Origin of the sequence: Methylocystis sp. Sn-Cys (assembly GCF_016745395.1) — a bacterium.
Classification (GTDB): Bacteria; Pseudomonadota; Alphaproteobacteria; order Rhizobiales; family Beijerinckiaceae; genus Methylocystis; species Methylocystis iwaonis.
On the sequence record NZ_JAERVJ010000002.1, the window covers coordinates 1 to 23,491 of the forward strand.

The window sequence follows — 23,491 nt, forward strand, 5'->3', positions numbered from 1 at the left end:
TTCCGAAGTTCGTCGCCGGCGACATGCCCTAAGCGAAACTCGGTAGCCTGACTAATGCGCCGGCCGGACGAAAGTCCGGCCGGTCGCTTTTTTTTTCGGGGGGACGCTTGGGATGTCGCGCGCACGCCTTTGCGCCTTCGTTCCCATTTTTTGCTCAAAATCAATTCCTGCGTCCTTTCGACGCAAACGAGGCTCAGGTTTTTCGCTCGCGCCTGCGCATATTTTCGATGCAATCTAGCAATGGAGCTGGCGCCGTTTTGCCAAAGACGCCATTGCAGGCGCGCCATGCGCCGCGTTAAGTAGCGTCGCAGCAATTAGCGCAGCTATTGCAGGCGCATGCGATAGTTGGCGTAAATGGAACGACTGTGGGTTCGTGATCGACCGTGCAAAGCGGCGCACGGCAAAATCAAAAGAGGCGCGGTAAAAGCGCCTCGATAAGAAATCGAGGGAAGAAATGATGAATTGGCGCAGCCTTGCAGCCGCCTTCTTCGGCTTGGCGCTCTCGCTTAGTTTCGCGCCGCAGACGCGCGCGGAAGGCGGCGCGGGCCCAGAGGCCATGTCCATGGGCAATATGTGCATGGTCATGTTCGGCTATGACATGATCCACATCACTGCCTTTCAGCCGGATAAATCGCGCAGCGAATATTGCGATGAGATTCCCGCCACCGGCCGCACGATCATGGTCTTCGATCTCGAGACGCCGGCCTTCCGCGACCTTCCCCTCGAGCTACGCATCATTCGCGATCCGGTGACGCCGATCACCAAGGACACGGATCTCGAGGCGCTGACGGTGCTGCATCTTCCCGCGAAGAAATATACGAAGGGCACTTTCAGCCTCGAGCATAATTTCGATGCCAACGGCCATTACATCGGTCTCGTGACGCTCACGCGCGATAATGGCGAGCAGCAGACCGAGCAGTTCAGATTCAGGGTCGGCGAGACCTTGTGGGCGTGGGTGCCGCAGATTGCGGGCACGATCCTCATCGCGGGGATGGTCTTCGTCTATTGGAAGCACACCCATCCGTCCTCGAAGAAAAAGGCCACGGAGACGGTCGCGTCTTGAACGGAGGCGCTGTCGATCGCATCTCATAAAATAACTGCGAAAAAGGGCGGAAAAGCCCGGGAGGAAATCTCATGAAGGGACTGTTTATTTTCTCGCGGCGCGCCGCCATTTTCGCCGCCGCTTCGATGATCGCCGCAGGCGTCGTCGCGCCAGCGCGCGCGCATTCCTTCCTCGTCGAAGCGAACCCCTCCTCGAAGGACCACGTCGCGACGGCGCCCAAGACTGTCAAGCTGCGTTTCGGCGGCGGCGTGGAGCCGAAATATTCCAAGCTCAGCATCGAGGACGCCAGCGGAAAGGTGCTCGGCGAGGGCGCCAATGGCGTGCCCGACAAGCCGCGCGAGTTGTCGATGGACGCGCCGGAGCTCGCGGCGGGAAAATATGTCGTGCGCTACCGCGTGCTGTCGACCGACGGCCACATCGTTGAAGGAAGCTACGAGTTCACGGTCGATCCGAAGTAAGCGCTTCTCCTCTCAAAGCGCTCAATGTCGGGCGCGCCGGCTGACCAGCGCCGGCGGCCCTACGACTGGCCGCACAAGCGGCGTCTCTGAACGAAACGCGGAAGAGCCAAGGGGCGAGACCCGTCGATGTATCTTTCTCTGGCATTCATACGCTTTCTCGAGAGCGTCCCATCGGCGCTCGCGGTCGGTCTGCTGCTTCTGCCGCGGCTCATCGATGAGGATGGCGGACGCTTCAAGCCCTGGGTCGCCGCGGCGGCGGTTTTTCGCGCGCTGCTGGGTTTTGCGCTTCTCTATCTGACCGCCCGTGCGATTATTCCGGCGGAGCGGCCGATCGACGCCGCCGTTCTGCAGGAGTTCGCCTTCGGGACCAGCGTCGGCAAGGCGTGGGTGGGCACGCAGCTTCTCGCCTTTGTTTTTGCGGGAATGACGATCGCGCGCTTGTTCCGCGCGTCCGCTCTCCTCGACCGCGCGACGCTTTGGACCGGCGTCGGCGTGCTCGCCGTCGTATCCGTCACGGGCCACGCCATCGACGACGGTCTGCCGCTATGGACGCAGCTCAGCTTCCTCCTGCACACGGCGGCGGGACTCACCTGGCTCGGCGGGCTCTTCGGCCTGATCTGGTGGATGTTCACGGCGCATCACAAGCCGCCTCACCTTGCCGCCAAACTCGCGGAACGCTGGTCGAGGATCGCAAAGGTTGCGATTGCGCTTGTCGCCGTCACCGGCGTCGCCATGGCCTATGAGAATGTCGGCAGCGTGCCGAACATGCTCGCCACCCCCTACGGCCGCCTATTGACGCTGAAGCTCACTCTGCTCGTCGCCGTGCTGCTCTGCGCGCTCGCCATCGTGCGCTATATGCGCGCGCCCCCCATTGACGAATTCGACGTCGCCTGGGTCGGCAGGATCGGGAGCCTCGAGGCGGTTTTCGGCGTGGGCCTGCTGGCGATCGCCGGCTATATCGCCGTCATCACGCCGGCCTCGCATGAGACCGATCTTTATTGGCCGCTGCCGTTCCGTCTGTCTTACATCGCGACATGGGGGCAGAAGCCGGTCTTTCCGTCTGCGATCTGGTGGTGGGCCATCGGCTCTGGCGTTTTTGCGATTGCCGCCGCGCTCATCTGGTGGACGCCGGCGACCCGCGAGAAGCGTCTCTACGCCACGCCGGCGGCGACGATCGCCGCTCTGTTCTGCCTGGCGGTGTCCTTCTCCACCGAGGCCTATATCGACACCTACAACGATCCCACGCAGGATTTCACCGCCGAATCGGTTGCGCGCGCCATGTCGACCTTTCAGGAGAACTGCGTCGGCTGCCACGGTCCGATTGGCGAGGGCAACGGCCCCATGGCGAAGGATCTGAAGAACAAGGATGGCCTGCCGATCCAGCCGGCGGATCTCACCGCGCCGCATGTCGGCACGCATACGATCGGCGATATTTTCCACTGGCTGACGTTTGGCGGCCAGAGCGGCGTCATGCCGAGCTTCGCCCATGTGCTCGACGTCGATGATCGTTGGGACATGATCAACTATCTGTTGATGCTTTCCAGCACGAACCAGTCGCGCTTCATCGGGCCGCAGGCCATGGTCCAATGGCTGATCGCGCCCGATTTCGCGCTGATCGATCCGCAAGAGGAGGTGACGAGCCTCTTCAAGCTACGGGGTAAGCCGACGCTTTTGTCCTTCGCGCGCTGCACGGCGGGCGCCGACGGCGAAAAGGAGCTGGAGGCAAGTCTGTTGACTGCGGCAGGCGCGGCGAAATCGGCGGGCGTGAATCACGTCACCGTCTATAGCGACGATTGCCCGGCGGCGGCGAAGGGTCGCGAGGCGCTTCACCCGGCGGCGGCGGAGAAAGCCTATTCGATCATCAACCGCTATCCCAACGTACCTTATACGAACGAAATTTCGCAGGCGCATTTCCTCATCGATCGCTCGGGCTATGTGCGCGCGCGATTCAAGCAGTTCGGCGAGGGCGACGGAAACACGACGCAATTCGCCGCACAGGCCGCGATGATGGCCAATGAGCCGCTGATCGAGATCAACCTGCACTCGCATTGAGGCGCAGGCGAGCTTTCGAGCCGGCAATCGAGCCGGCCGTTGAAAGGGAGAGAGACATGATCATCAAGCGGCGTGATCTTTTGGCGACAGGCGGCTCTTTGCTCGCCGGCGCCTTTCTTGGAGTCTTTGCCCCGGCCCGTTCGGCCAAAGCGCATGAATATGACGTCGGCAAGCTCAAGGTCGAGCACCCGTGGCTGCGCGCCCCGGCCGACGGCGAGAAGAACGCGACTTTCTACGCTTTCATTCACAATAGCGGCGACACGCCCGACAAGCTCGTCGGCGTGAAGGTTGAGAAGTTCGAGAAGGCGGTTATCCACGGCGACCCCAAGCATCTCGAGCTCGAGACGCCCGTGGTTCTCCCGCCCAAGTCGAAGACGACGCTCGCGCCGGGCGGCGTTTACGTGGCGCTGCTCGGCGCCAAGAAGCATTTGGAGGTCGGCTGGGGCCTCGAAATGACGCTGGTCTTCGAGAAGGCGGGCGAAGTCGTGATCGACGCCGCCATCGACGCGCCCGACGCCCAGCATGCGCACGACGCCGAGGCCATGGAGCGCTGGGAAAAGGCGCACAATAAGGACACGTCCGGGCCAAAGGATGCTGGCCACGACCATCACGGGCACGAGCATCATCACGACATGGATAAGTCGGATAAATCGCACTGACAGCGTGCTGCCGGGGAGGGCGAACAAACGCCCTTTCTCCGCCGCAGCGGCGGAACGCCCCAAAACAAACAACGCGCGCCCGGCGGCGCGCGTTTTACGTCGACAGTCTTGAACGCTCAGCGATCGACGCTGACGAGACGGCCGGAGAATCCGGGATTGTCGGCGATCGGCGCGTGGCCGTGAGTCGTGTTCAGTGGCAGCGCGAAGCCCAGCACGAAAGCGGCCGTGGCCATCGCTGCGACGAGCAGGATGGAGATGCGGAACTGTCGGCGAGCCGACTCGCGATCGAAGTGACGCGTGAACGCTGGTTCAATCTGATCGTCGAATTTATCAACGAGCGACATGGTTGTTACTTCCCCTGGGTGATCGCCCTCGCATTCCCCTTCCGCCTGGGCTCTCCCTCTGCGCCGCGGCGGCGACGGCGCAAAGTCATCCTGCTTGCGCCCTCCGGATAGAAACGAGCACAAGCCCGAAAAGTTGCATGGGGCTGTGGACAATTTCACAATTTTTTTAAATCGGGGTCCGAACCGGGTTGATGAGGCGGAAATCACTCATGATTCGGGTTCGGTTCCAGGTTCTGCGCCTCCGTTTCGGGGCCGGTCCGGGCCGTCACGGCGAAGAGCAGCACGAGTACCGCGACGCCGATCGGAAGCCCGAGCGCCATGGCGGCCGGCCGGGCGACCAGCGGGGCGACATATGCGAGCGCGAGCGCCGTTTTTTCATAGGGGCGGAAGCCCTCGTCTATTCCGCGCGAGACCAGCAGAGCCATCGCCGGGGCGAGCGCCATCAGGTCGTAATCCAGTAGGTAGGGCGTGGTGAGCAGCATTGCTTCTATGGTGGCCGCGCCTTTGACCCTTGCGTCGGCGTTTGAACGCAGCACCCATATGAGGCAGGCGAGCGCGCCGAAGGTCGCCGATCCCTGCCAGAAATAGGCGGTCGGAATGTCGCCGCCGAGCAGTCGAACAGCGGCGAAGACGCTCTGGATTTTCTCGAAGCCGGGGCCGCCTTCCTCGACAACCTTGCGGGTGAAGCCGAGGCTTTCGAAAAAGGCGCGCCAGCTTGTTGCGCCGAAAGCCGCCAGGCTCGTCGCGCTCATGACGGCGAGAGTCGCAGCGGCGCTGCCGAGCGCGCGCCAGTGGCGGCCAAGGAGGAGCGCAAGCGGAAGGGCGAGGGCGAATTGCGGCTTATAGGCGAGAAGCGCGAAAAGCGCGCCGGCGACAAGCGGGCGCCGGTCGAGGAGCAGGAAGCCGCCGCCGAGTAACGCCGCGGTGAGGAAGCCGTTCTGGCCATGTCCGAGATTGACGATAACTGCGGGAAAGGCGAGGGCCGCGATCAAAGCGTCGCGCCGGGCGACGCCGGATTTGCCCAGTATCGCGACGATGGGGATGAGATAGAGCGCGAGCGTTCCGGCCTGCCAGAGCGCGAGCGCCGGCAGATAGGGCAAAGTCGCGAAAAACGCGGCGAGCGCCAGGAAATAGGGCGGATAATGCCAGCCGAAGATTCCCGTCTCGGGGCCGAATTCTTTGCGCTGCGCCTCGGCGTGGCGCGTTATGTCGAACGGCGCCTCGGGATGGCCCGCGAGAACTTCCTGGCCCGCGACCCAAACCTGGCTGAAATCGGAACCGAGCGGGAGATTGTTCGGCCCAATGCGGTCATGGGAGGTCGCGATGGCTCCGACGACAGCGACGAGGAAAATGGCGAGGAAGATAAGCGGGTAGACGCGCAGCCGCTCTGCAGTCAGCCAGTCCCCGCTTCTGATTGTCCCCAGCATTCGCCACTCCACGCCGACCGGCGAGACCATAGTGGGCGCGGGTTAATGCGACGGAATCGCCCAGGGTGAGCGACGATCGCGGATTTTCATTGCCCGCCGCGGCCCCGCTAATTATGGTGCGATGCACACTCCCCCTACAGGACAGACGGAAATGACCTTTCTCGCCCACGCTCTCTCGCGCGTTAAGCCCTCCGCCACGATCGCCGTGACGCAGAAGGCGCGCGATTTGAAAGCGCAGGGCAGGGAGGTGATCAGCCTCTCGGTCGGCGAGCCTGATTTCGACACGCCCGAGCACATCCGCAACGCCGGCAAGGCGGCCATCGACCGCGGCGAGACCCGCTACACGCCGGTGCTCGGCATTCCGCAGTTGCGCGAGGCCGTGGCCCGCAAGTTCAAGCGCGAGAACGGGCTCGACTACAAGGCCTCGGACACGATCGTCGCGACCGGCGGCAAGCACATTCTGTTCAACGCCTTTCTCGCCACCATCAACCCTGGCGACGAGGTGATCATCACCGCGCCCTATTGGGTGAGCTATCCCGAGATGGTCGCGATCTGCGGCGGCAAGAGCGTCTTCGTCGACACCAAGATGGAGGACGGCTTCAAGCTGCAGCCGGAGGCGCTCGAGGCGGCCATCACGCACAAGACGAAGTGGCTGGTGCTGAACTCGCCGTCGAACCCGTCGGGCGCCGCTTACAGCTATGACGAGATGAAGAAGGTGACCGACGTGCTCTTGCGCCACCCGCAGGTGCATGTGCTCACGGACGACATCTATGAGCATCTGGTCTATGGCGACTTCAAATTCGTCACGCCGGCGCAGGTCGAGCCCAACCTCATCGAGCGCACGCTGACGATGAACGGCGTCTCCAAGGCCTATGCCATGACCGGCTGGCGCATCGGCTACGCCGCTGGACCGAGCAAGCTCATCAAGGCGATGGATCTTCTGCAAGGCCAACAGACCTCGGGCGCCTGCTCGATTGCGCAATGGGCGGCGGTCGAGGCGCTCGACGGGCCGCAGGAGCATCTCGCGACCTTCCGCAAGGCGTTCCAGGAGCGGCGCGACCTCGTCGTCTCTATGCTCAATCAGGCGAAATATCTGAAGTGCCCGACGCCGGAAGGAGCCTTCTATGTCTTCCCGTCCTGCGCCGAGGCGATCGGCCGCAAGACGCCGGCGGGCAAGGTGATCGAGACCGACGAGGATTTCGTCACCGAGCTGCTCGAGGCCGAAGGCGTCGCCGTGGTGCATGGCTCCGCTTTCGGCACGGGGCCGAATTTCCGCATTTCCTACGCGGCGTCGGCCCTGACGCTGGAGACGGCCTGCGAGAAGATCCAGTCCTTCTGCGCGAGCCTGAAGTAAGGTCGCGGATGTCGTTCCCGACGGGCCGAAGGCCCGATCGGGAATACCGCCCCAAAGCCGTGACATTGCTCTGGATTCCCGATCGCCCGCTTGCGCGGGCGTCGGGAATGACCACGCGGTATCATTTTCGATTGGTCGAAAGACAGTCTCGCCGGCTTGCGTTCGCAAGCCACCCTAACTTTACGCTTTCGTTCGCAGCGCTCTAATATGAAGAAAAGCGCGGGCCTGTGAGCCTGCGCCTCAGGGGAGCGCCAAGATGACCCTTCTTTTCCTCGTTGCGCTCGCTCTTGTGAGCGGGCTCATCGCTTATATTTCCTTGCGACCGAATACGTTCAAAATCGTCCGCTCGGCGGTCGTGAATGCGCCGCCGGAGGCGATTTATCAGCGCATCAACGATCTGCACGCCTGGGAGGCCTGGTCGCCCTGGGCCAGGCTCGACCCCGCCGCAACCAACACATTCGACGGCTCGCCGCTCGGGCCCGGCGCCAGCATGAGCTGGTCTGGCAATAAAAAGGTCGGCGCGGGGAAGATGACGATAAAGGAAAGCAGCCAGAACGAGCGCATTCGTCTCAAGCTGGAATTCACCCGGCCGATGTCCGCGACCAATGAGGTGCAATTTGATCTCAAGCCGATCGGCGAGACAAAGACCGAAGTCACTTGGGCGATGTCCGGCCACAATGAATTCATTGGCAAGGCCATGCATGTCTTCACGAACATGGACAAGATGGTCGGGGGACAGTTCGAGCAGGGCCTCGCCAATTTGAAGTCGCTGGTCGAGGCGTGACCGCGCCTTTTGCATCTCAGGAGAAGAGCCTATGAAAAAACTGCTTATCGCTGGACTTGGCGCCATGACTTTCGCTGCGACTCTGGCTGTCATGCCGCAAGAGGCGAGCGCCGCGGCCTGCGCGGTGGGGCGCTATCATGCCGGTTGCGTCGGCTATCGCGGAGCGGCCGTCGTGCATCGCGCTCCGGCGCGCGTCTGCCGCACCGTCTGGACCGGCCGCGTGCGCCGCACGGTCTGCTACTGAAACTGATAAAGAATTAGGCGCGCGGCAGGCGTTCCGCCGCGCGCAAGAGATCGACCGCGCCTTACTTGGCGGCGTCGAGCATTTCCTCGGCGTGCTCCCAGTTCACGAGATGCTCGAGGAAGGTCTTGAGATAGTCGGCGCGGCGATTGCGGTAGTCGATGTAGTAGGAATGCTCCCACACGTCGGCGACGAGCAGCGGCTGCGCGCCGTGCACCAGCGGGCTCTCGGCGTTCGGGGTCTTGCGGATCGCAGCCTTGCCGTCCTTGAGCTCCAGCCACACCCAGCCCGAGCCGAACTGCGCCAGGCCTTCCTTCTGGAAATCTTCCTTGAACTTGTCGACCGAGCCGAAGGAATCGACGATCAGCTTCTCGATCTTGCCCGGAATCGCGCCGCCGCCATTGGGCTTCATCCACTTCCAGTAGTGGTGGTGGTTGTAGTGCTGGGCGGCGTTGTTGAAGATCGGCGTGTTCTTGCCGAAGGAAGCGACAACCACCTCCTCGAGCGACTTGCCCTCGAACTCTGTGCCCTTGATCAAATTATTGAGGTTGGTGACATAGGTCGCATGGTGCTTGTCGTGATGATACTCGAACGACTCACGCGACAAATAAGGCTGCAGGGCGTCGTAAGCGTAGGGGAGATCTTCAAGCGTGAAGGACATCAATGCTCTCCTGAACAGGAATAGGGCTCGAGGGCCCCGCGGTTAACTAGACCCGGCGCCGCCGTGCGGCAACAAGCAATAAGGATTCCGTATAGAAGGCGCGTGACACGGAAAAACGGCCCGGCGGGGGCCGGGCCGTCAGCATTTGCGCGAGAGAGGAAATCAGGCGGGCTGGCTGGCTGCTTCCTCCTTGTATTTCTTGGACTTTGCCCGCAGGGCCACCACCATGACGGCGACGAGCGACACGAAGCCGACGCCGTAAAGGATGTATTCGATCAATCCCCAGAACGTATAGAGGCCGACCGAGAAGGGGAATTGCGACACGAACTCATTGCCGAGATCGTCGCGCACTGTGACGATTGCGACATAGTGGCCGGCATCCTTGAAGTTGTGTTCGAAGGTCATGATGCCGTTGCGATAGATTTTCGGCTCGAGCTTGAAGACGGTCGTCGCATCTGCGTTGCTCGCCGCTGTCGCGTCGCCTTCAGTCTTGACGATGCGCACGCCCATCGCCATGTCGCGCAGCTCGTCCGAGACGGCTTCGAGCGCGATCACGGTTGGACCGGTCTTGGCGACCGCCTCGCAAAACTCCTCTTCCTCGCCCGTGCGCTGATAGGCGATGAAATGCATGTTGCTGGGGCCGATCTTGAACACGCATTCATCCTGTTCGAGCTTCACGCCGCCATGCGCTAGCGCGCCTGTCGATGCAAAGCCCAAAGCTCCGATAAGAGCCAAAGCGGCGGCCCAAATCCGGCGCTTCGATAACCCCCTCATGTCCGTCTCCTAATCAGGTTGAGAACCGGCCGCTTGGTTCGACAGCGCCTGCGCCGTCGCCCGCCGCTCTCACGGCCAATACAAGAGCTTTGTGCGGGGCGCTGCTTTTACCATGCGTCATCAGGACGCATGCTTGCTAATACATGTAACTATATGAAATACAATAACTTACAATGTCAACAATGCAGCGCGCTTCCTGTCCTGACGATCAACATATTGAACTGTAATGCGTTAATGACCATATTAGTAGAAAAACCATCTTCCCTCTGGCTCTGGGCATGAACGGCTTTCAAAGTATAGAAAGTATAGATTCGCGCGCGCCTTCCCGGCGACTTGCGCGCGGCCTCTCGGTATGTGCTAGAAGGGCGGCGACGACGATGGGAGCCGCATGAAGCGCAATCTTTCCGGATGGGGCGTGACAGCCGCTGGCCTGCTGCTCGCGGGCGGCGGGGCCTATGGAATGTGGGCCGGCTGGGACATGATCATGGTCGAGCGCGGCTGGAGCCTGTTTATCGCCGGCTCGGTCGCCTTGTCGGGCGGTGTGGTGACGGCGGCGCTCGGCCGGGTCGTCGCCCATCTCGCCCGCCTCGGCGCGGCGCCGGACGCCGCCGCGCAACCGGCCGCGCCCAAGCCGGTTGAGGATGCGCCAGTTGAGGAAGCGGCTCCTGTGGAGGCGGTTCAGGCGGAGATGTGGGTGAGCCCCGCTCCGGCGAAGCCCGAGTCTCCCAAGGCGAACGGCGTCACCGCCGAGCCGCCGCGGCCGGACTTCTCGTCCCTCTTGAGACCGCCGGCCGAAGAGCCGACGGAGGTCGACCGCTATACGGCGGGCGAATCGACCTATGTCATGATGTCCGACGGTTCGGTCGAGGTGCGCGGTCCCGAAGGCGCGCAACGCTATCCCTCGCTCGCCGCCTTGAGGGCCGAGGCCGAGTCGCGACAGCGCTAACCTGCCTCGCTGTATGCGGCCATTGGCCGCCTCACGGCGCCTCGCCAGCGTCGCTATCCTGCCGCGATAACAACGACAAAATCGTCGGCGGGGAGGCATATGCCAGGGATGGATGCTCTTTTAGACGCTGTTCGGCGGATCGAGCCCATCATCCGCGAAAATGCTGCGGCGGCCGAGCGCGACCGCAGATTGTCACCGCAAGCGGCCGCGGCGATGCGCGAGGCGGGCCTTTACCGACTCTGGCGGCCCAAGGCGCTCGGCGGGCTGGAAGTCGATCCCAAGACGGGTTTCCGCGTCATCGAGGAACTCGGTCGCATCGACAGCGCAGCAAGCTGGAATTTGCAGGTGTCGATCGCCCACGACCTTTTCGGGCCATGGTTCCCCGACGACGCCGCGCGTGAAATCTTTGGGGGCGACGCCATCGTCGTCGGCGGCCAGCAGCCGGCGCGTCGCGCCGTTCCCGTGGCCGGCGGCTATCTTCTTTCGGGCAGCACGCCTTTTGTCAGCGGCGCACATCAGGCGACCGCTTATCTGGGCTACGCCAACATCGTTGAGGATGGCGATCTGCGCCGCAACGCCGACGGCGCGCCGGAAACGCTTTTGGTCGCCTGCTCGGCGAAAGACGCGACGATCGTCGACAACTGGAACGTCTTCGGCATGCGAGGGACGGGCAGTCATGATGTCGACGTGCATGACGCATTCGTCCCCGCCAATTGGGCCGTCCCCTGGGAGCCGCTGCGCAAACCGGGCAGCGCCTATGAAGGGCCGCTTTATCGCCTGACAGTCTGGCCGGCGATCGCCGCGCTGACGCCGCCAGCGCTCGGCATCGCCCGGGCGGCAATCGACGAGGCGATCGCGCTCATAACGAAAAAGACGCCAGCTTTTGGCGCAAAGAAGCTCGAGGACAATAGCGTCGTGCAGTCGCAACTGGCGCGCGCCGAAGCGAGGCTCGGCGCCGGACGCGCCTTCTTCTATCAGACGTTTGAAGAGGCCTATGCGCAAGCGGTCGCGGGCCAGCCAATCGATACAAAAATAAAGGGGAGATTGCAGCTCGCAATCACCCACGCCATGCTCGAAGCCACGGCGGCGGTGGACATCGTGCATGAGATTATCGGCGCCTCTGGCATACGCGAGGAGTTTCGTTTCGCGCAGCACTTCCGCGATGTCCACGTCATCACGCAGCACGGCTTCATCAACGCCGCGAAACTGCAGCCGGTCGGGCAAATCATGCTGGGCCTTGCACCCGACTGGCCATTCTTCGCGTTTTGACGTTTGAACGGCTCGCATTGGGGAATGTCATTCCCGGCGGGCTGAAAGCCCGACCGGGAATCCAGAGCCACAAAAGCGCTGGTTTGGCGCTGGATTCCCGATCGCTCGCTCAAGCGAGCGTCGGGAATGACACCCGCCCAACAAGCGGATCTGGAAAGTCTATCAACTTTTGCGGAATGCGCTCTATGTGCGCTTGCCCCACATCAGGAACAGCGCCGCATCGCCCGGCAGGCCCTCGGGAAAATCGACGATCTGCGCGGCAATTTTGAAGCCGCGCGGCTGCAGCTCGTTGCGCCAGCGCTTGAAGACATCCGCCGGCTCGCCGCGCAGCGTTTCCGGCCAGTGCGAGTCGGGCGCGTTGATCGCGCGCCCGCCATCGAGGCAGAGCTGGGCCGGAAATCGGATGAGCATATGCTCCGTCAGGCCCGAGGCGGCGGCGCGGCGGGCCTGAGACACCATCTCGCGCCATTGCCCTTCGGTGAGGCGCTGGGCGGCAAGGTCCTTGATGCGCTGCTCGCGCAATTCCAACATGGCGCGGTGGCGGTCCTCGCGCTCCTTATCGAGCTGGCGCTCATGCGCGGCGACGAGATCGCGAAACTCTTCCGCCGTTGCGATGTCGCAGGCTTGCGGTTCGCGTCGCGTTTCTGAAAGGATGGATTTGGGCTGGCTGAGAACGTCCTGCTGCTGTGGGTGTTTGCGCTCAGAGAGCGCGTGCAGCACTTCGCGGCGCAAGAGCACGCCGATGATTTTGTGGCCGTCGACCACCGGCGCGCGTTTGAGATGATGCTCCTGCATCACTTTCGCGATGTCGGAAAGCTTGGCGCCGCTGGGGACGGAGATCGCGGGCGCCGTCATCACCTCGCGCAGCGCGCGGCCATTCGAGCGGAAGGGCGCGTTACGCCGGTTTTGCAGCAAGAACGCCGGAATGGGCCCGAGACCGGCGTCGGGGAGGGGGCGCGCCTTTTCGAGATTGCTGCGCGTGACGATCCCGATCGGCGCCAACTGCTCGTCGACGACGGGCACAACGCCGACCTCGCATTCCGAAAGAAGCTTCGCGACGTAATCGAGGTCCGCATCCGCCGTGACAAAAGGAAAATGCCGCGTCATCAACTCGCGCGCAATCATCTGGCCTCCCGTCGCTGCGCCGTTACTCCGACAACTCTATCGTCACCGGCACATGATCGGACGGACGCTCCCAGCCGCGCGCCTCGGTGAGCACTTCGAGCTTGCCGAGCGCGCCGCCGAGCGCTTCGCTCACCAGAATATGGTCGAGACGCCGGCCGCGGTTGGAGGCCGCCCAATCCGCCGCACGATAGCTCCACCATGTGTAAAGTTTTTCTTCCGCCGGCACGAAATGGCGCATGGCGTCGATCCAATTGCCGGCGCGCTGGACTTTGGTCAGCTTCTCGACCTCGATCGGCGTGTGGCTGACGACTTTCAGCAGCGCCTTGTGGCTCCACACGTCATGCTCGAGCGGCGCGATGTTGAGATCGCCGACGAGCACGACACGGCCCTTCGCGGCGCCGTTTTCGCCCCATTCTTTCATCTCGTCGAGAAAACCGAGCTTATGCGCGAATTTCGGGTTGATCTCGACGTCGGGCTCGTCGCCGCCGGCGGGCACATAGAAATTATGCAGCGTGATCGGCCCGCCCGCGCCCTCGACCTCGACGGCGATATGACGCGCGTCGCCCTTCTCGCAAAAGTCGCGCTTCTCGATCAGCCGCAGCGGCTTTTTCGAGACGACGGCGACGCCGTGATAGCCCTTCTGTCCATTGATGGCGGCGTGCTTATAGCCGAGCGCGGTGAAATCCTTCATGGGGAATTCAGCGTCCCGGCATTTGGTTTCCTGCAGGCAAAGAACGTCGGGCGCCTTGTCCTTCAGGAGTTGCGCGACGAGCGGCATGCGCAGCCGCACGGAATTAATGTTCCACGTGGTAATCTTCAATTTATTGAGCCTTGGTCTTGTCGCCACTGAACAGGAAAGGCGCGACGTCCTTCACGCCGGGCTGTTTCTCGGTGACGAAGGGAGTAGGGCGGCACACCGCCATGGCGGAGAGGCCGACGCGCGCCGTGAGCAGGCCGTTGAGCACGCCCTCGCCGAGCTTTGCGGAAAGACGCGCGGCGACGCCATAGCCCAACACCTGCTGCAACAGCGTATCGCCGACGGCGACCGTGCCGGTAATGGCAAGATGCGCGCCAACGGAGCGCGCGAGCTTGAAGAAACCGAGAAGGCCGGGGCGGCCGCCGTAGATTTCGGCGATGCGTCGCATCAGCATGATGGCCTGGCCGGCGACGAAGATGACGTCGAGGATGGCGCGCGGGCTGATCGCCGTCACAACGGAAACACGCTTGGCGGCGGCGGCGATTTCGCGACGCGCAATCTCGTCGAGCGGCGCAACGAGACTGCGTTCGGCGAGATCGACGAGGTCTTTGCCGTCGATGATCTGCTTCACATAGTCGGCGACGAGGGCGCGCGGGCGGGCGAGCTCGGCGCGGCTCTCGTAAAGCTTGCAAAGGTCCAGCACGCGCGTGCGCGCGGCGGCGACGTCGTCGGCCGTGCGCGCAGCGGCGAGGTCGGCGTGCAGTTTGGCGACGTGGTTTTGCAGCAGAATAGCGCGGATTTCGCGCGCCACGAAGAGAAGCGCCGTTAGGCCAGCGGCCGACGCCAGCGCGAGACCGATCGTTCCGAGAATGGGCGAACGGGCGAAGAGATCTTCGACGAAGTTCCAGATCCAGATGCTGAGCGCGAGCGTGATCAGACCGGTGAGAGCCGACAGGAAAACGCCGCCAGAGGAGAAAACATAGCGATCGAGGAAGCCCTTGGCGCGGGCGGCCTCGACCGCCTCCTCACCGCCCTGCGCGACGTCGGCGAGCTCGGCGGCTTGCGCGAAAATATCGGCCTCCTCCTCGACCTGCGGCGCGGGCTTCGAGGTCACGGTCTCGTCGCCATTGAGGCGGAAGGCGCGCGGGCGGGGTCTGCGCTCTGAATCGCTCATGTGTTCGGTCCGGGCTTCGACCCCTCCCTTTAGCGCTTCCGGCGGCAAAACGGGAGCGGGATGATGACGAGACACGCGAGTCGATTTTTTCGCGCGCGAGAACTATCCTCTTTTGCGGAAACCGGAGCTGGCAATAACTGTTGCGGTTCTGCGCCTCTTTTACGAAGGGCGAGACTGGGAACCGGCATTTTCGCGTTGGGCGTCTCATACCGTTTCCGTTTGATCAGCTCGGATTGCCATTTTAATCCAGAACCACAAGAGCGCTAGTTTTGCCCGACCGCCGTCATTGCGAGCGAAGCGAAGCAATCCAGGGCGGCAAATGCGGCGCTGGATTGCTTCGTCGGCTCCGCCTCCTCGCAATGACGGCGGTGATTTCCTGCTTGTCCAAACGGCGCGAGCGTCGGTGATGGCGCCGAACCAATCGAGCGGATCTCGTATCAGGTTGCAGCCCCGCCGCGCCTCCGTTAGCATCTGCGGCGCCTCCGCCCGCGCTTCTCGAGAACAGGTTTCAGCGTTTCCGATGTCCTTCCTGCCCGACGCGTTTGCGCTCATTCTCGGTTACCTCCTCGGCTCCATCCCCTTCGGCTTGCTGCTCACGCGCCTCGCTGGCACCACCGACATTCGCGGCATTGGGTCGGGCAATATCGGCGCGACCAATGTCCTGCGCACCGGCCGCAAAGACCTCGCGGCGGCGACGCTCGTTCTCGACGCGATCAAGGGAACGGCCGCCGTGCTCATCGGCGCCCATCTCTCGCCCGAAGGCGCCATAATCGCGGGCTTCGCGGCCTTTGTCGGGCATATCGCGCCGGTCTGGCTTCAGTTCAAAGGCGGCAAGGGCGTCGCGACATTCCTCGGGTGCCTTTTCGGCCTGCATTGGCCGGTGGGGCTCGCCTTTTGCGCCATATGGCTCTCGGTCGCGGCGATCACGCGCTATTCGTCGCTTTCGGCGCTCGTCGCCAGCGCCGCCGCGCCGCTGCTCTTGCTGTTTCTCGGCCATGGCGGCGAAGCCCTCGTCGTCGGCGCCATGGCGGCCTTGCTCTGGCGCAAGCACGCGGAGAACATCGCCCGCCTGCGCGCCGGCACGGAGAGCCGCATCGGCCAAAAGGCATGAGCAGGGCGCGGCTCAGCGACGAGCAGCTCGTCGACTGGCTGCGCCTCATCCGCAGTGAAAATATCGGGCCGCGCACCTTCCTGGCGCTCATCAACCGCTTCGGCGGCGCCGGCGCGGCGTTGGAGGCCTTGCCGGCGCTCGCCGCCAAATCGCTACGCGGGCGCGCCGTCCGCATTGCGCCGCGCGACGAGATCATGCGCGAGATGGACGCCGCGGCAAGAATGGGCGTGCGTTTCATCCCGATCTGCGACGCCGATTATCCGCCGCTTCTGCGCGAAATCGCCGACGCGCCGCCGGTCCTCTCTATCCGCGGAGTCGCCGAGACCACGCAGCGCGATGGGGTGGCGCTGGTCGGTTCGCGCAATGCGTCGACCGCCGGCCTCGCCTTTGCCGAGCGGCTGGCCCGTGGCCTGGGACGGGAGGGCTATGTGATCGTCTCCGGCCTCGCGCGGGGGATCGACGCGGCGGCGCATCGCGCGAGCCTCGAGACCGCCACGATCGCCGTGCTCGCGGGCGGGCAGGCGCGCCCTTATCCGTCCGAACATGAAAAGCTCGTCGCCCAGATCGCAGAGCGCGGACTCCTCGTTTCGGAAATGCCGATCGAATGGGAGCCGCGCGGCCGGGATTTTCCACGCCGCAACCGCATCATTTCCGGGCTGAGCCGCGCGACGGTCGTGGTCGAGGCGGCGCGGCGCTCGGGGTCGCTGATCACGGCGCGTTTCGCCAATGAGCAGGGCCGGGAAATCTTCGCGGTTCCCGGCTCGCCGCTCGATCCGCGCGCGGAGGGGACGAATGATCTGCTGCGCCAGGGGGCGACCCTGTGCGCGCGGCCGGAAGACGTCGTCGACGCTTTGGCGGCGGGCGGCGGAGGATCATCGGCGGGGTCGCTTTTCGACATGGCCGGCGGAGCCGATCAGGGGCCGTTCTTCGAAGAATTCGAGGCCTTGTTCGAGCAGGAGCAAATTGCGTTCGACGAGCTGGCGGCCAACCAACCGGATTTCCAGCCGACTGTTGACACAAGCGAGCATCTGCCGGAGGCGAATTATACTGCGCTCACCGACCCACGTGAGCGCGTCATGTCGCTTCTCGGACCGGCGCCGGTGGCGATCGACGACCTCATTCGGACCGCCGGCCTATCGGCGCGCGACGTGCAGGGCGCGCTCATGGAGCTCGATCTTGAAGGCCGCCTGGAGCGGCATGGCGCGAATTGCGTCGCGCTTGTCGGCAACCGAAAGTAGGAGCTACTCTTCCGGCTCGACCGCGCGCTCGCGCTCGCCAATCTCGCGCGAATGCGTCTCGGCTTCGACGCGGGCGAGGTTCAGGAAATAGGCGACCATCGGCATTTCGGATCGTCCGGCCAATTGCGAAAGCTCGGAGGCCATGTCGGCGATATAGCTCGCCAATGCGGCCGCGTCTTCCTCGGCGCGCCGCTCGGGCGTTTCGGCTTCGCCCGCCTTTTTCCCTGCATGGGATGCGGGCGGGATAGGCGCAGTAGAACGAGCCATTCAGTTTGCCTCCCGCCGACGCAGCGCCTCTGCGAAGGTAATTAAAACTCGACCTTGACGTGTCTTTTTCTTAAAGCGCAGCCTATGGATGTCAAGTTTCAGTTTTCGCGGAAGAGTTGCATACATACAATCGGGGTCGCGTCTTGAATAAACTCTAGCGCTCGACCTTTCGCCTGCAATAGCGCCGCGAGCGTAAACATTCAGTCGAGGCGCGACAGCCGGTCGAGCGCCCCTTGCAGAATATAGGCCGCCGCCATGCGATCGACGACCTCGGCTCGTTTGGCCCGGGAGGCGTCCTGGGCGATAAGCTCGCGGGTGACGGCGGCGGTGGAGAGGCGCTCGTCCCAGAAGGCAAAGGGCAGGGACGTCAGCTTACGCAGATTTCTCATGAAAGCGCGGGTCGCCTGGGCGCGCGGACCCTCCGTGCCGTCCATATTGAGGGGCAGGCCGAAGATCAGCGCCTGGACGTCGAAATCGGCGGCGCGTTTCAGGAGCGCGTCCGCGTCGGTCGAGAATTTCACCCGCCGGATGGTGTCGAGCGGCGAGGCGAGGCGGCGCTCGACGTCGGAGAGCGCAAGGCCGATGGTTTTGGTCCCGAGATCGAGGCCCATCAACCGGCCCTTTGGGGGCAGGGCGCCTCCCAGCTCTTCGATCGTCGCGATCTTATTGCTCATGCTCTCCGCGCTACCATGCCGCCGGCTCAGGATAAACTCCCGCCCCTCTCTTTATCCACCCGCATTGCGCCCCTGCGCCCCAAGCGCTATAGCGCCGTAACAGGTTCATCCCGGCGGAGCTCTCAAATGTCTGTCGATTCCGCGGTGGTTCGCCGCATCGCCCATCTTTCGCGCATCGCCGTCGACGAGAACGAGGTCGAGCGCCTGCGCGGCGAGATCAACGCCATTCTCCATTTCGTCGAGACGCTGAGCGAAGTGGATGTCGAAGGCGTCGAGCCGATTGCGTCGGTTCTGCCGATGCAAATGAAAAAGCGCGTCGACGTGGTCACGGACGGCGGCATCGCGGACGACGTGCTCGTCAATGCGCCGGCCAAGGAAGATCACTACTTCGTCGTGCCCAAGGTGATCGAGTAAGATCGTCGCCCCGGCCGAAACGTCCCGCTCCTTATATATAAAGAGACTCGATGTCCGATCTCATCCATCTCACTCTCGCCGACGCGCGCGATGCGCTGAAGTCGAAGAAAATCTCGGCCGTCGAACTGACCAAGGCGCATCTTTCCGCCATGGAGAGCGCGCGGCTTCTCAACTGCTTCATCACCGAGACGCCCGATCTCGCGATGAAGCAGGCGCAGGCGAGCGACGCGCGGCTTGCCGGCGGCCAAGCAGGCCCGCTGGAGGGCGTGCCGCTCGGCATAAAAGATCTCTACTGCTCGAAGGGCGTGCGCACGACGGCGGCGAGCCGCATCCTCGATGATTTCACGCCGACTTATGAGTCGACGGTTTCGGCCAATCTGCTGCGCGACGGCGCGGTGACGCTCGGCAAGCTCAATCTCGACGAATTCGCCATGGGCTCGTCCAATGAGACGAGCGCTTTCGGTCCGGTGATATCGCCGTGGAAACGCAAGGGCGATCCCGACGCCAAGATCGTTCCCGGCGGTTCTTCGGGCGGCTCTTCCGCGGCTGTCGCGGCGCGTTTGTGCCTCGGCGCCACGGCGACCGACACGGGCGGCTCGATCCGCCAGCCGGCCGCGTTCACCGGCACCGTCGGCATCAAGCCGACCTATGGCCGCTGCTCGCGCTGGGGCATCGTCGCCTTCGCGTCGTCGCTCGATCAGGCCGGGCCGATCACGCGCACGGTACGCGACGCGGCGATCATGCTGCGCTCCATGGCGGGGCATGATCCGAAAGACACGACGAGCGTCGATGCGCCTGTGCCGGATTACGAAGCTGCGATCGGCGCCTCGGTGAAGGGCCGACGCATCGGCGTGCCGAAGGAATATCGCCTCGACGGCATCTCGGCCGAGATTGCCGCCTTTTGGGACCAGGGCGTCAAATGGCTGAAGGACGCGGGCGCCGAGATTGTCGAAATCTCGTTGCCGCACACGAAATACGCGCTCCCGACCTATTACATCATCGCGCCGGCGGAAGCCTCGTCGAACCTCGCCCGCTACGACGGCGTGCGCTACGGGCTGCGCGAGCAGGGCCGCGACATCATCGACATGTATGAGAAGACCCGCGCCAAGGGCTTCGGCGCGGAGGTGCGTCGGCGCATCATGATCGGCACCTATGTGCTGTCGGCCGGCTATTACGACGCTTATTATGTGCGCGCGCAGAAGGTGCGCAGCCTCATCAAGCGCGATTTCGATCAGGCTTTCGCGGCGGGAGTGGACGCCGTTCTGACGCCGGCGACGCCATCTACCGCCTTTGCGCAAGGCGAGCAGGGCTCGACCGACCCGGTCGAAATGTATCTCAACGACGTCTTCACGGTCACGGTGAACATGGCGGGACTGCCGGGCATCGCCGTGCCGGGGGGGCTCGCGGCCAATGGTCTGCCGCTCGGCCTGCAGCTCATCGGCCGCCCGTTCGACGAGGAGACGCTGTTCTCGCTCGCGCATGCGCTCGAGCAGGCGGCGCCGAAATTCGATTTCCCCGAACCCTGGTGGCGCTAATGAACAAGGCCGCCGCGGAGCCAAACATCGACGCGATGCGGGACGAAATGTCCGACGTGCGCCGCGTCATCGACGCGCTCGACGATGAGCTCGTCGCGCTGCTCGCCAAGCGCCAGCGCCAGATCGAGCGCGCCGCGAAAGTAAAGCCGGCGCTCGGCGTTCCGGCGCGCGTGCCGGACCGTGTGGACGAAGTGCTGGCGCGCGTCCTCGGCGCCGCGCGGCGCGAGGGTCTCTCGGTCGAGGTCGCCATGAATCTATGGACGGCGATCATCGAGTGGTCGATTTCCTATGAGGAGCGGCTGATGGGGGATCGGGCGCCGAAGGGGGAGTGAGCCCCCGTGATTGACGCCCGGCGTTGCAGAGAGGTCGCCTGCTCGTTATCTTCATTTCGGATAACCGGAGGCGCGCTCCATGTCGGACATCCTTCTGCATGACGTCTCAGACGATCTGAGACGAAAGCTCGAAGAAAGAGCGCGCGCCCACAGGCGCACTCTCGCCGACGAGGCTGAACGGCTTTTGGAGAGCGCTCTGGCGGAGGCAGAATCTTCAGAAGCGGAGCCCCGGCAGCGGCTCGGCGCACTCTTGGCTGGGTTGTTTCCCGTCAAATATCGCGGCGACGATTTTGTGTCTCTCCGCGACCCAACGGAGCGGCCGCCACCGTTTGTCGAATGATCCTGCTCGACACCAATATTGTCTCGGAGTTCATCAAGCCCACGCCGAACGCGCGCGTCGAGGCGTGGCTGGACTCCCGCCCCCTTGAACATTTCTTCCTTTGCACCCCCGTTTTGGCCGAGCTGCGTTACGGCGCGGCTTTATTGGCGGCAGGCAGGAGAAAAAAGGCCTTCGAAGAAAGCTTCGATCGCCTCGAACAGGAGATATTCCGAGGTCGGATCCTCGTTTTTGATCTACCCTCGGCCCATAGATATGGCGTGTTTCGCGCTGACCGGCAAAGGCGCGGGCGCTCATTTGCCGTGGTCGATATCATGATAGCCGCAATCGCCTCCGCTCACACAATGACGCTAGCGACTCGCAATACCAGCGATTTCGACGGCCTCGACGTCGCTTTGGTCGATCCCTTCACCGCCTGATTGCGCGTCTCTAGCACGCTTTCTCATCGCTCGAACGGAATCATGCCAGTGATGAGAAAGTTCGGCAGATTCAAAAAGCGGGAGCGCATTCTTTTCCAAAAGTCTGTCAACTTTTGCGGAATGCGCTCTAGCCCTCCGTCGCAGGCGGCTCCTCCTTCCCTTGGCGCGGCGTCCGCTTGATCCGCACGAAGCCATTCTTGATCGACCATCTCAGAAGTCGCCGCGACAGCCTGTCCGCCGCGCGCCAATGCGGGGCCAAGATCGCCAGCCCCACCGGCGCCATCCAGAGGCCAAAGAATGGCAGAGGCGACAGCAATGTTCCGCCGATGATGAGGCCTGCGCCGACCGGCACGGCAATATGAGGCGGCGCGTCGCGAAAGCGGGCGATCAGGCCGTTTTTACGGTTCGCAGGCTGCTCGTTGTCCTTCGCCATGCGCCAGTCTCCCATGTGCGCCTTCTCGCCCGTTCCGCTCGCGCGCGCCGTGGTCTATATGAAAGGCCAAAGGTCTAGTGAGGAAAATATGGCGACACAGGCGGCTCCTTCGAAGCTCATTAAAGGCGCGACCGGCGACTGGGAAGTGATCATCGGCATGGAAATCCATGCGCAGGTGACGAGCAAGGCCAAGCTCTTCTCGGGCGCCTCTGCGGAATATGGCGGCGCGCCCAACGACCACGTCTCCCTGGTCGACGCGGCCATGCCGGGCATGCTGCCCGTCATCAACGAGGAATGCGTCAAGCAGGCGGTCCGCACCGGGCTCGGCCTCGAGGCGCAGATCAATCATCGCTCGGTCTTCGACCGTAAGAATTATTTCTATCCAGATCTGCCGCAGGGCTACCAGATCTCGCAGTTCAAGCATCCGATCGTGGGCGAGGGACAGGTCATTGTCGACGTGTCGCCGACCGAGCGCATCACCGTCGGCATCGAGCGCCTGCACCTCGAGCAGGACGCCGGCAAGTCGCTGCATGATCTCTCGCCCAGCGAAAGCCACGTCGATCTCAACCGCAGCGGCGTCGCCTTGATGGAGATCGTGTCGAAGCCCGATTTGCGTTCGGCCGAAGAAGCGCGCGCTTATGTGACCAAGCTGCGCGCGCTGCTGCGTTACATCGGCTCTTGCGACGGAAATATGGAGCAGGGCTCGCTGCGCGCCGACGTCAATGTGTCGGTGCGCCGTCCCGGCGATCCGCTCGGCACGCGCTGCGAGATCAAGAACGTCAACTCCATTCGCTTCATCGGTCAGGCGATCGAGGTCGAGGCGCGCCGCCAGATCGGCATTCTCGAAGATGGCGGCAAGATCGATCAGGAGACGCGTCTCTTCGATCCGGGCAAGGGCGAGACGCGCTCCATGCGCTCCAAGGAAGAAGCGCATGACTACCGCTATTTCCCCGACCCCGATCTGCTGCCGCTCGAATTCGACCAGGCATTCGTCGATGCGCTGAAGGCGGAGCTGCCCGAGCTGCCCGACGCCAAGCGCGCGCGCTTTATCGAGCAGTATGGCTTGCCGCCTTACGACGCCGGCGTGCTGGTGATGGAGAAGGCCAGCGCCGACTTCTTCGAGGAGACCGCAAAGGGTCGCGACGCCAAGCTCGCGGCCAATTGGGTCATCAACGAGCTCTTCGGCCGGCTCAACAAGGAAGGCCTCGACGTCACGCGTTCGCCCGTGTCGGCGCAGGCGCTCGGCGCCATCGTCGATTTGATTTCGAGCAATGTCATCTCGGGCAAGATCGCCAAGGACCTCTTCGAGATCGTCTGGACCGAAGGCGGCGATCCGAGCGAGATCGTCGAGACGCGCGGCATGAAGCAGGTGACCGACACGGGCGCCATCGAAGCCGCGATCGACGCCGTCATTGCCGCGAACCCCGATAAGGTCGAACAGGCGAAGGCAAAGCCAACCATGCTCGGCTGGTTCGTGGGACAGGTGATGAAACAGACCGGCGGCAAGGCGAATCCGCAAGCCGTGAACGATCTGCTGAAACAGAAATTGGGCATCTGAGCGACGCCCGTTTCGATCTGAATCGAATCACAATCGGCTTCGGCTTGCGCGATTTTTCATTTAGCGCACTGCCGAAGCCGATATTTTTTTGCTGTTGGGCCGCCTTCGCACAATTTTTTTTCGTTGTGTCGTTCAAGCGACAATG

The 23,491-nt window shown here is 63.3% G+C and carries 27 protein-coding genes; 16 read left to right on the forward strand and 11 right to left on the reverse strand.

All coding sequences use genetic code 11. The annotated features are described in order from the left end of the window. On the reverse strand, nt 1-287 hold a 287-nt coding region (locus tag JJT62_RS18965), incomplete at its 3' end, for a hypothetical protein (protein WP_210340577.1). A gap of 167 nt (nt 288-454) precedes the next feature. Here JJT62_RS18965 and JJT62_RS04660 point away from each other — a divergent pair. The 4 genes from JJT62_RS04660 to JJT62_RS04675 all read left to right on the forward strand — a co-directional run bounded on the left by JJT62_RS04660 (nt 455) and on the right by JJT62_RS04675 (nt 4,232). Next, nucleotides 455-1,063, forward strand: coding sequence for a hypothetical protein (locus JJT62_RS04660; RefSeq protein WP_202071545.1), 609 nt, complete (start codon nt 455-457; stop codon nt 1,061-1,063). A gap of 71 nt (nt 1,064-1,134) precedes the next feature. Further along, nucleotides 1,135-1,521, forward strand: a complete 387-nt coding sequence (locus JJT62_RS04665) for a copper resistance CopC family protein (RefSeq protein WP_202071546.1) — start codon at nt 1,135-1,137, stop codon at nt 1,519-1,521. Between the two features lie 126 nt (nt 1,522-1,647). Further along, nucleotides 1,648-3,573, forward strand: coding sequence for a CopD family protein (locus JJT62_RS04670; protein ID WP_202071547.1), 1,926 nt, complete (start codon nt 1,648-1,650; stop codon nt 3,571-3,573). A gap of 56 nt (nt 3,574-3,629) precedes the next feature. After that, entirely contained in the window at nt 3,630-4,232 is a 603-nt protein-coding gene (locus tag JJT62_RS04675; protein ID WP_202071548.1) for a copper chaperone PCu(A)C, read from the forward strand. A 116-nt stretch (nt 4,233-4,348) separates the two neighbouring features. Here the strand turns inward: JJT62_RS04675 and JJT62_RS04680 are convergent, their stop codons facing one another. Both JJT62_RS04680 and JJT62_RS04685 read right to left on the reverse strand, forming a co-directional pair. Continuing rightward, entirely contained in the window at nt 4,349-4,576 is a 228-nt protein-coding gene (locus JJT62_RS04680; protein WP_202071549.1) for a hypothetical protein, read from the reverse strand. A gap of 203 nt (nt 4,577-4,779) precedes the next feature. Beyond that, nucleotides 4,780-6,003, reverse strand: a complete 1,224-nt coding sequence (locus JJT62_RS04685) for a glycosyltransferase family 87 protein (RefSeq protein ID WP_202071550.1) — start codon at nt 6,001-6,003, stop codon at nt 4,780-4,782. 151 nt (nt 6,004-6,154) lie between these two features. On the opposite strand from JJT62_RS04685, the gene JJT62_RS04690 reads away from it, so the two are divergent. The 3 genes from JJT62_RS04690 to JJT62_RS04700 all read left to right on the forward strand — a co-directional run bounded on the left by JJT62_RS04690 (nt 6,155) and on the right by JJT62_RS04700 (nt 8,385). Then, nucleotides 6,155-7,357, forward strand: a complete 1,203-nt coding sequence (locus tag JJT62_RS04690) for a pyridoxal phosphate-dependent aminotransferase (RefSeq protein ID WP_202071551.1) — start codon at nt 6,155-6,157, stop codon at nt 7,355-7,357. 256 nt (nt 7,358-7,613) lie between these two features. Next, nucleotides 7,614-8,141 (forward strand): SRPBCC family protein, encoded by a 528-nt coding sequence (locus tag JJT62_RS04695; RefSeq protein WP_202071552.1) that lies wholly within the window; start codon nt 7,614-7,616, stop codon nt 8,139-8,141. A gap of 31 nt (nt 8,142-8,172) precedes the next feature. Then, nucleotides 8,173-8,385: a hypothetical protein gene (locus JJT62_RS04700; RefSeq protein WP_202071553.1), complete on the forward strand. Its 213-nt coding sequence runs from the start codon at nt 8,173-8,175 to the stop codon at nt 8,383-8,385. Nucleotides 8,386-8,446: 61 nt separating this feature from the next. Here the strand turns inward: JJT62_RS04700 and JJT62_RS04705 are convergent, their stop codons facing one another. Both JJT62_RS04705 and JJT62_RS04710 read right to left on the reverse strand, forming a co-directional pair. Then, nucleotides 8,447-9,043, reverse strand: a complete 597-nt coding sequence (locus tag JJT62_RS04705) for a superoxide dismutase (protein WP_202071554.1) — start codon at nt 9,041-9,043, stop codon at nt 8,447-8,449. Nucleotides 9,044-9,205: 162 nt separating this feature from the next. Beyond that, nucleotides 9,206-9,817, reverse strand: a complete 612-nt coding sequence (locus JJT62_RS04710; RefSeq protein ID WP_202071555.1) for a hypothetical protein — start codon at nt 9,815-9,817, stop codon at nt 9,206-9,208. A gap of 388 nt (nt 9,818-10,205) precedes the next feature. Here JJT62_RS04710 and JJT62_RS04715 point away from each other — a divergent pair, with 388 nt between their 5' ends. Both JJT62_RS04715 and JJT62_RS04720 read left to right on the forward strand, forming a co-directional pair. Next, a complete protein-coding gene (locus tag JJT62_RS04715; RefSeq protein WP_202071556.1) occupies nt 10,206-10,763 on the forward strand; it encodes a hypothetical protein in 558 nt (185 codons plus the stop codon). 108 nt (nt 10,764-10,871) lie between these two features. After that, nucleotides 10,872-12,032, forward strand: a complete 1,161-nt coding sequence (locus JJT62_RS04720; RefSeq protein WP_202071557.1) for an acyl-CoA dehydrogenase family protein — start codon at nt 10,872-10,874, stop codon at nt 12,030-12,032. Nucleotides 12,033-12,215: 183 nt separating this feature from the next. Here the strand turns inward: JJT62_RS04720 and JJT62_RS04725 are convergent, their stop codons facing one another. The 3 genes from JJT62_RS04725 to JJT62_RS04735 are packed head-to-tail and all read right to left on the reverse strand — an operon-like array spanning nt 12,216 to nt 15,028. After that, nucleotides 12,216-13,157 (reverse strand): CBS domain-containing protein, encoded by a 942-nt coding sequence (locus tag JJT62_RS04725; RefSeq protein WP_202071558.1) that lies wholly within the window; start codon nt 13,155-13,157, stop codon nt 12,216-12,218. A gap of 22 nt (nt 13,158-13,179) precedes the next feature. Then, nucleotides 13,180-13,977, reverse strand: coding sequence for an exodeoxyribonuclease III (xth, locus tag JJT62_RS04730; RefSeq protein ID WP_202071559.1), 798 nt, complete (start codon nt 13,975-13,977; stop codon nt 13,180-13,182). Nucleotide 13,978: 1 nt separating this feature from the next. Further along, a complete protein-coding gene (locus JJT62_RS04735; protein WP_202071560.1) occupies nt 13,979-15,028 on the reverse strand; it encodes a YcjF family protein in 1,050 nt (349 codons plus the stop codon). Nucleotides 15,029-15,548: 520 nt separating this feature from the next. Here JJT62_RS04735 and plsY point away from each other — a divergent pair. After that, nucleotides 15,549-16,139 (forward strand): glycerol-3-phosphate 1-O-acyltransferase PlsY, encoded by a 591-nt coding sequence (gene plsY, locus JJT62_RS04740; protein ID WP_202071561.1) that lies wholly within the window; start codon nt 15,549-15,551, stop codon nt 16,137-16,139. Continuing rightward, nucleotides 16,136-17,377, forward strand: coding sequence for a DNA-processing protein DprA (gene dprA / locus JJT62_RS04745; protein WP_202071562.1), 1,242 nt, complete (start codon nt 16,136-16,138; stop codon nt 17,375-17,377). The genes plsY and dprA overlap by 4 nt, the downstream gene beginning before the upstream one ends. 3 nt (nt 17,378-17,380) lie before the next feature. Here the strand turns inward: dprA and JJT62_RS04750 are convergent, their stop codons facing one another. Both JJT62_RS04750 and ruvX read right to left on the reverse strand, forming a co-directional pair. Then, nucleotides 17,381-17,644 carry a hypothetical protein gene (locus tag JJT62_RS04750; RefSeq protein WP_210340578.1) on the reverse strand — a complete coding sequence of 88 codons (264 nt, stop codon included), beginning with the start codon at nt 17,642-17,644 and terminating at the stop codon, nt 17,381-17,383. 200 nt (nt 17,645-17,844) lie between these two features. Next, on the reverse strand, nt 17,845-18,318 hold the full coding sequence (gene ruvX / locus JJT62_RS04755) for a Holliday junction resolvase RuvX (RefSeq protein ID WP_202071563.1): 474 nt from the start codon (nt 18,316-18,318) through the stop codon (nt 17,845-17,847). A 126-nt stretch (nt 18,319-18,444) separates the two neighbouring features. Between ruvX and gatC the strand changes: the two genes are divergently transcribed. The 4 genes from gatC (at nt 18,445) to JJT62_RS04775 (ending at nt 21,355) form a co-directional block, all read left to right on the forward strand. Next, nucleotides 18,445-18,732, forward strand: coding sequence for an Asp-tRNA(Asn)/Glu-tRNA(Gln) amidotransferase subunit GatC (gene gatC / locus JJT62_RS04760; RefSeq protein WP_202071564.1), 288 nt, complete (start codon nt 18,445-18,447; stop codon nt 18,730-18,732). 50 nt (nt 18,733-18,782) lie between these two features. Then, nucleotides 18,783-20,267, forward strand: a complete 1,485-nt coding sequence (gene gatA, locus JJT62_RS04765) for an Asp-tRNA(Asn)/Glu-tRNA(Gln) amidotransferase subunit GatA (RefSeq protein ID WP_202071565.1) — start codon at nt 18,783-18,785, stop codon at nt 20,265-20,267. Then, complete coding sequence (locus JJT62_RS04770) at nt 20,267-20,599, forward strand: chorismate mutase (RefSeq protein WP_202071566.1); 333 nt, start codon at nt 20,267-20,269, stop codon at nt 20,597-20,599. The genes gatA and JJT62_RS04770 overlap by 1 nt, the downstream gene beginning before the upstream one ends. Before the next feature lie 336 nt (nt 20,600-20,935). Beyond that, a complete protein-coding gene (locus JJT62_RS04775) occupies nt 20,936-21,355 on the forward strand; it encodes a type II toxin-antitoxin system VapC family toxin (protein WP_202071567.1) in 420 nt (139 codons plus the stop codon). Nucleotides 21,356-21,482: 127 nt separating this feature from the next. Here the strand turns inward: JJT62_RS04775 and JJT62_RS04780 are convergent, their stop codons facing one another. After that, entirely contained in the window at nt 21,483-21,788 is a 306-nt protein-coding gene (locus JJT62_RS04780; protein ID WP_202071568.1) for a hypothetical protein, read from the reverse strand. 88 nt (nt 21,789-21,876) lie between these two features. Between JJT62_RS04780 and gatB the strand changes: the two genes are divergently transcribed. Next, a complete protein-coding gene (gene gatB, locus JJT62_RS04785; RefSeq protein WP_202072014.1) occupies nt 21,877-23,346 on the forward strand; it encodes an Asp-tRNA(Asn)/Glu-tRNA(Gln) amidotransferase subunit GatB in 1,470 nt (489 codons plus the stop codon). The last annotated feature ends 145 nt before the right edge of the window (nt 23,347-23,491 follow it).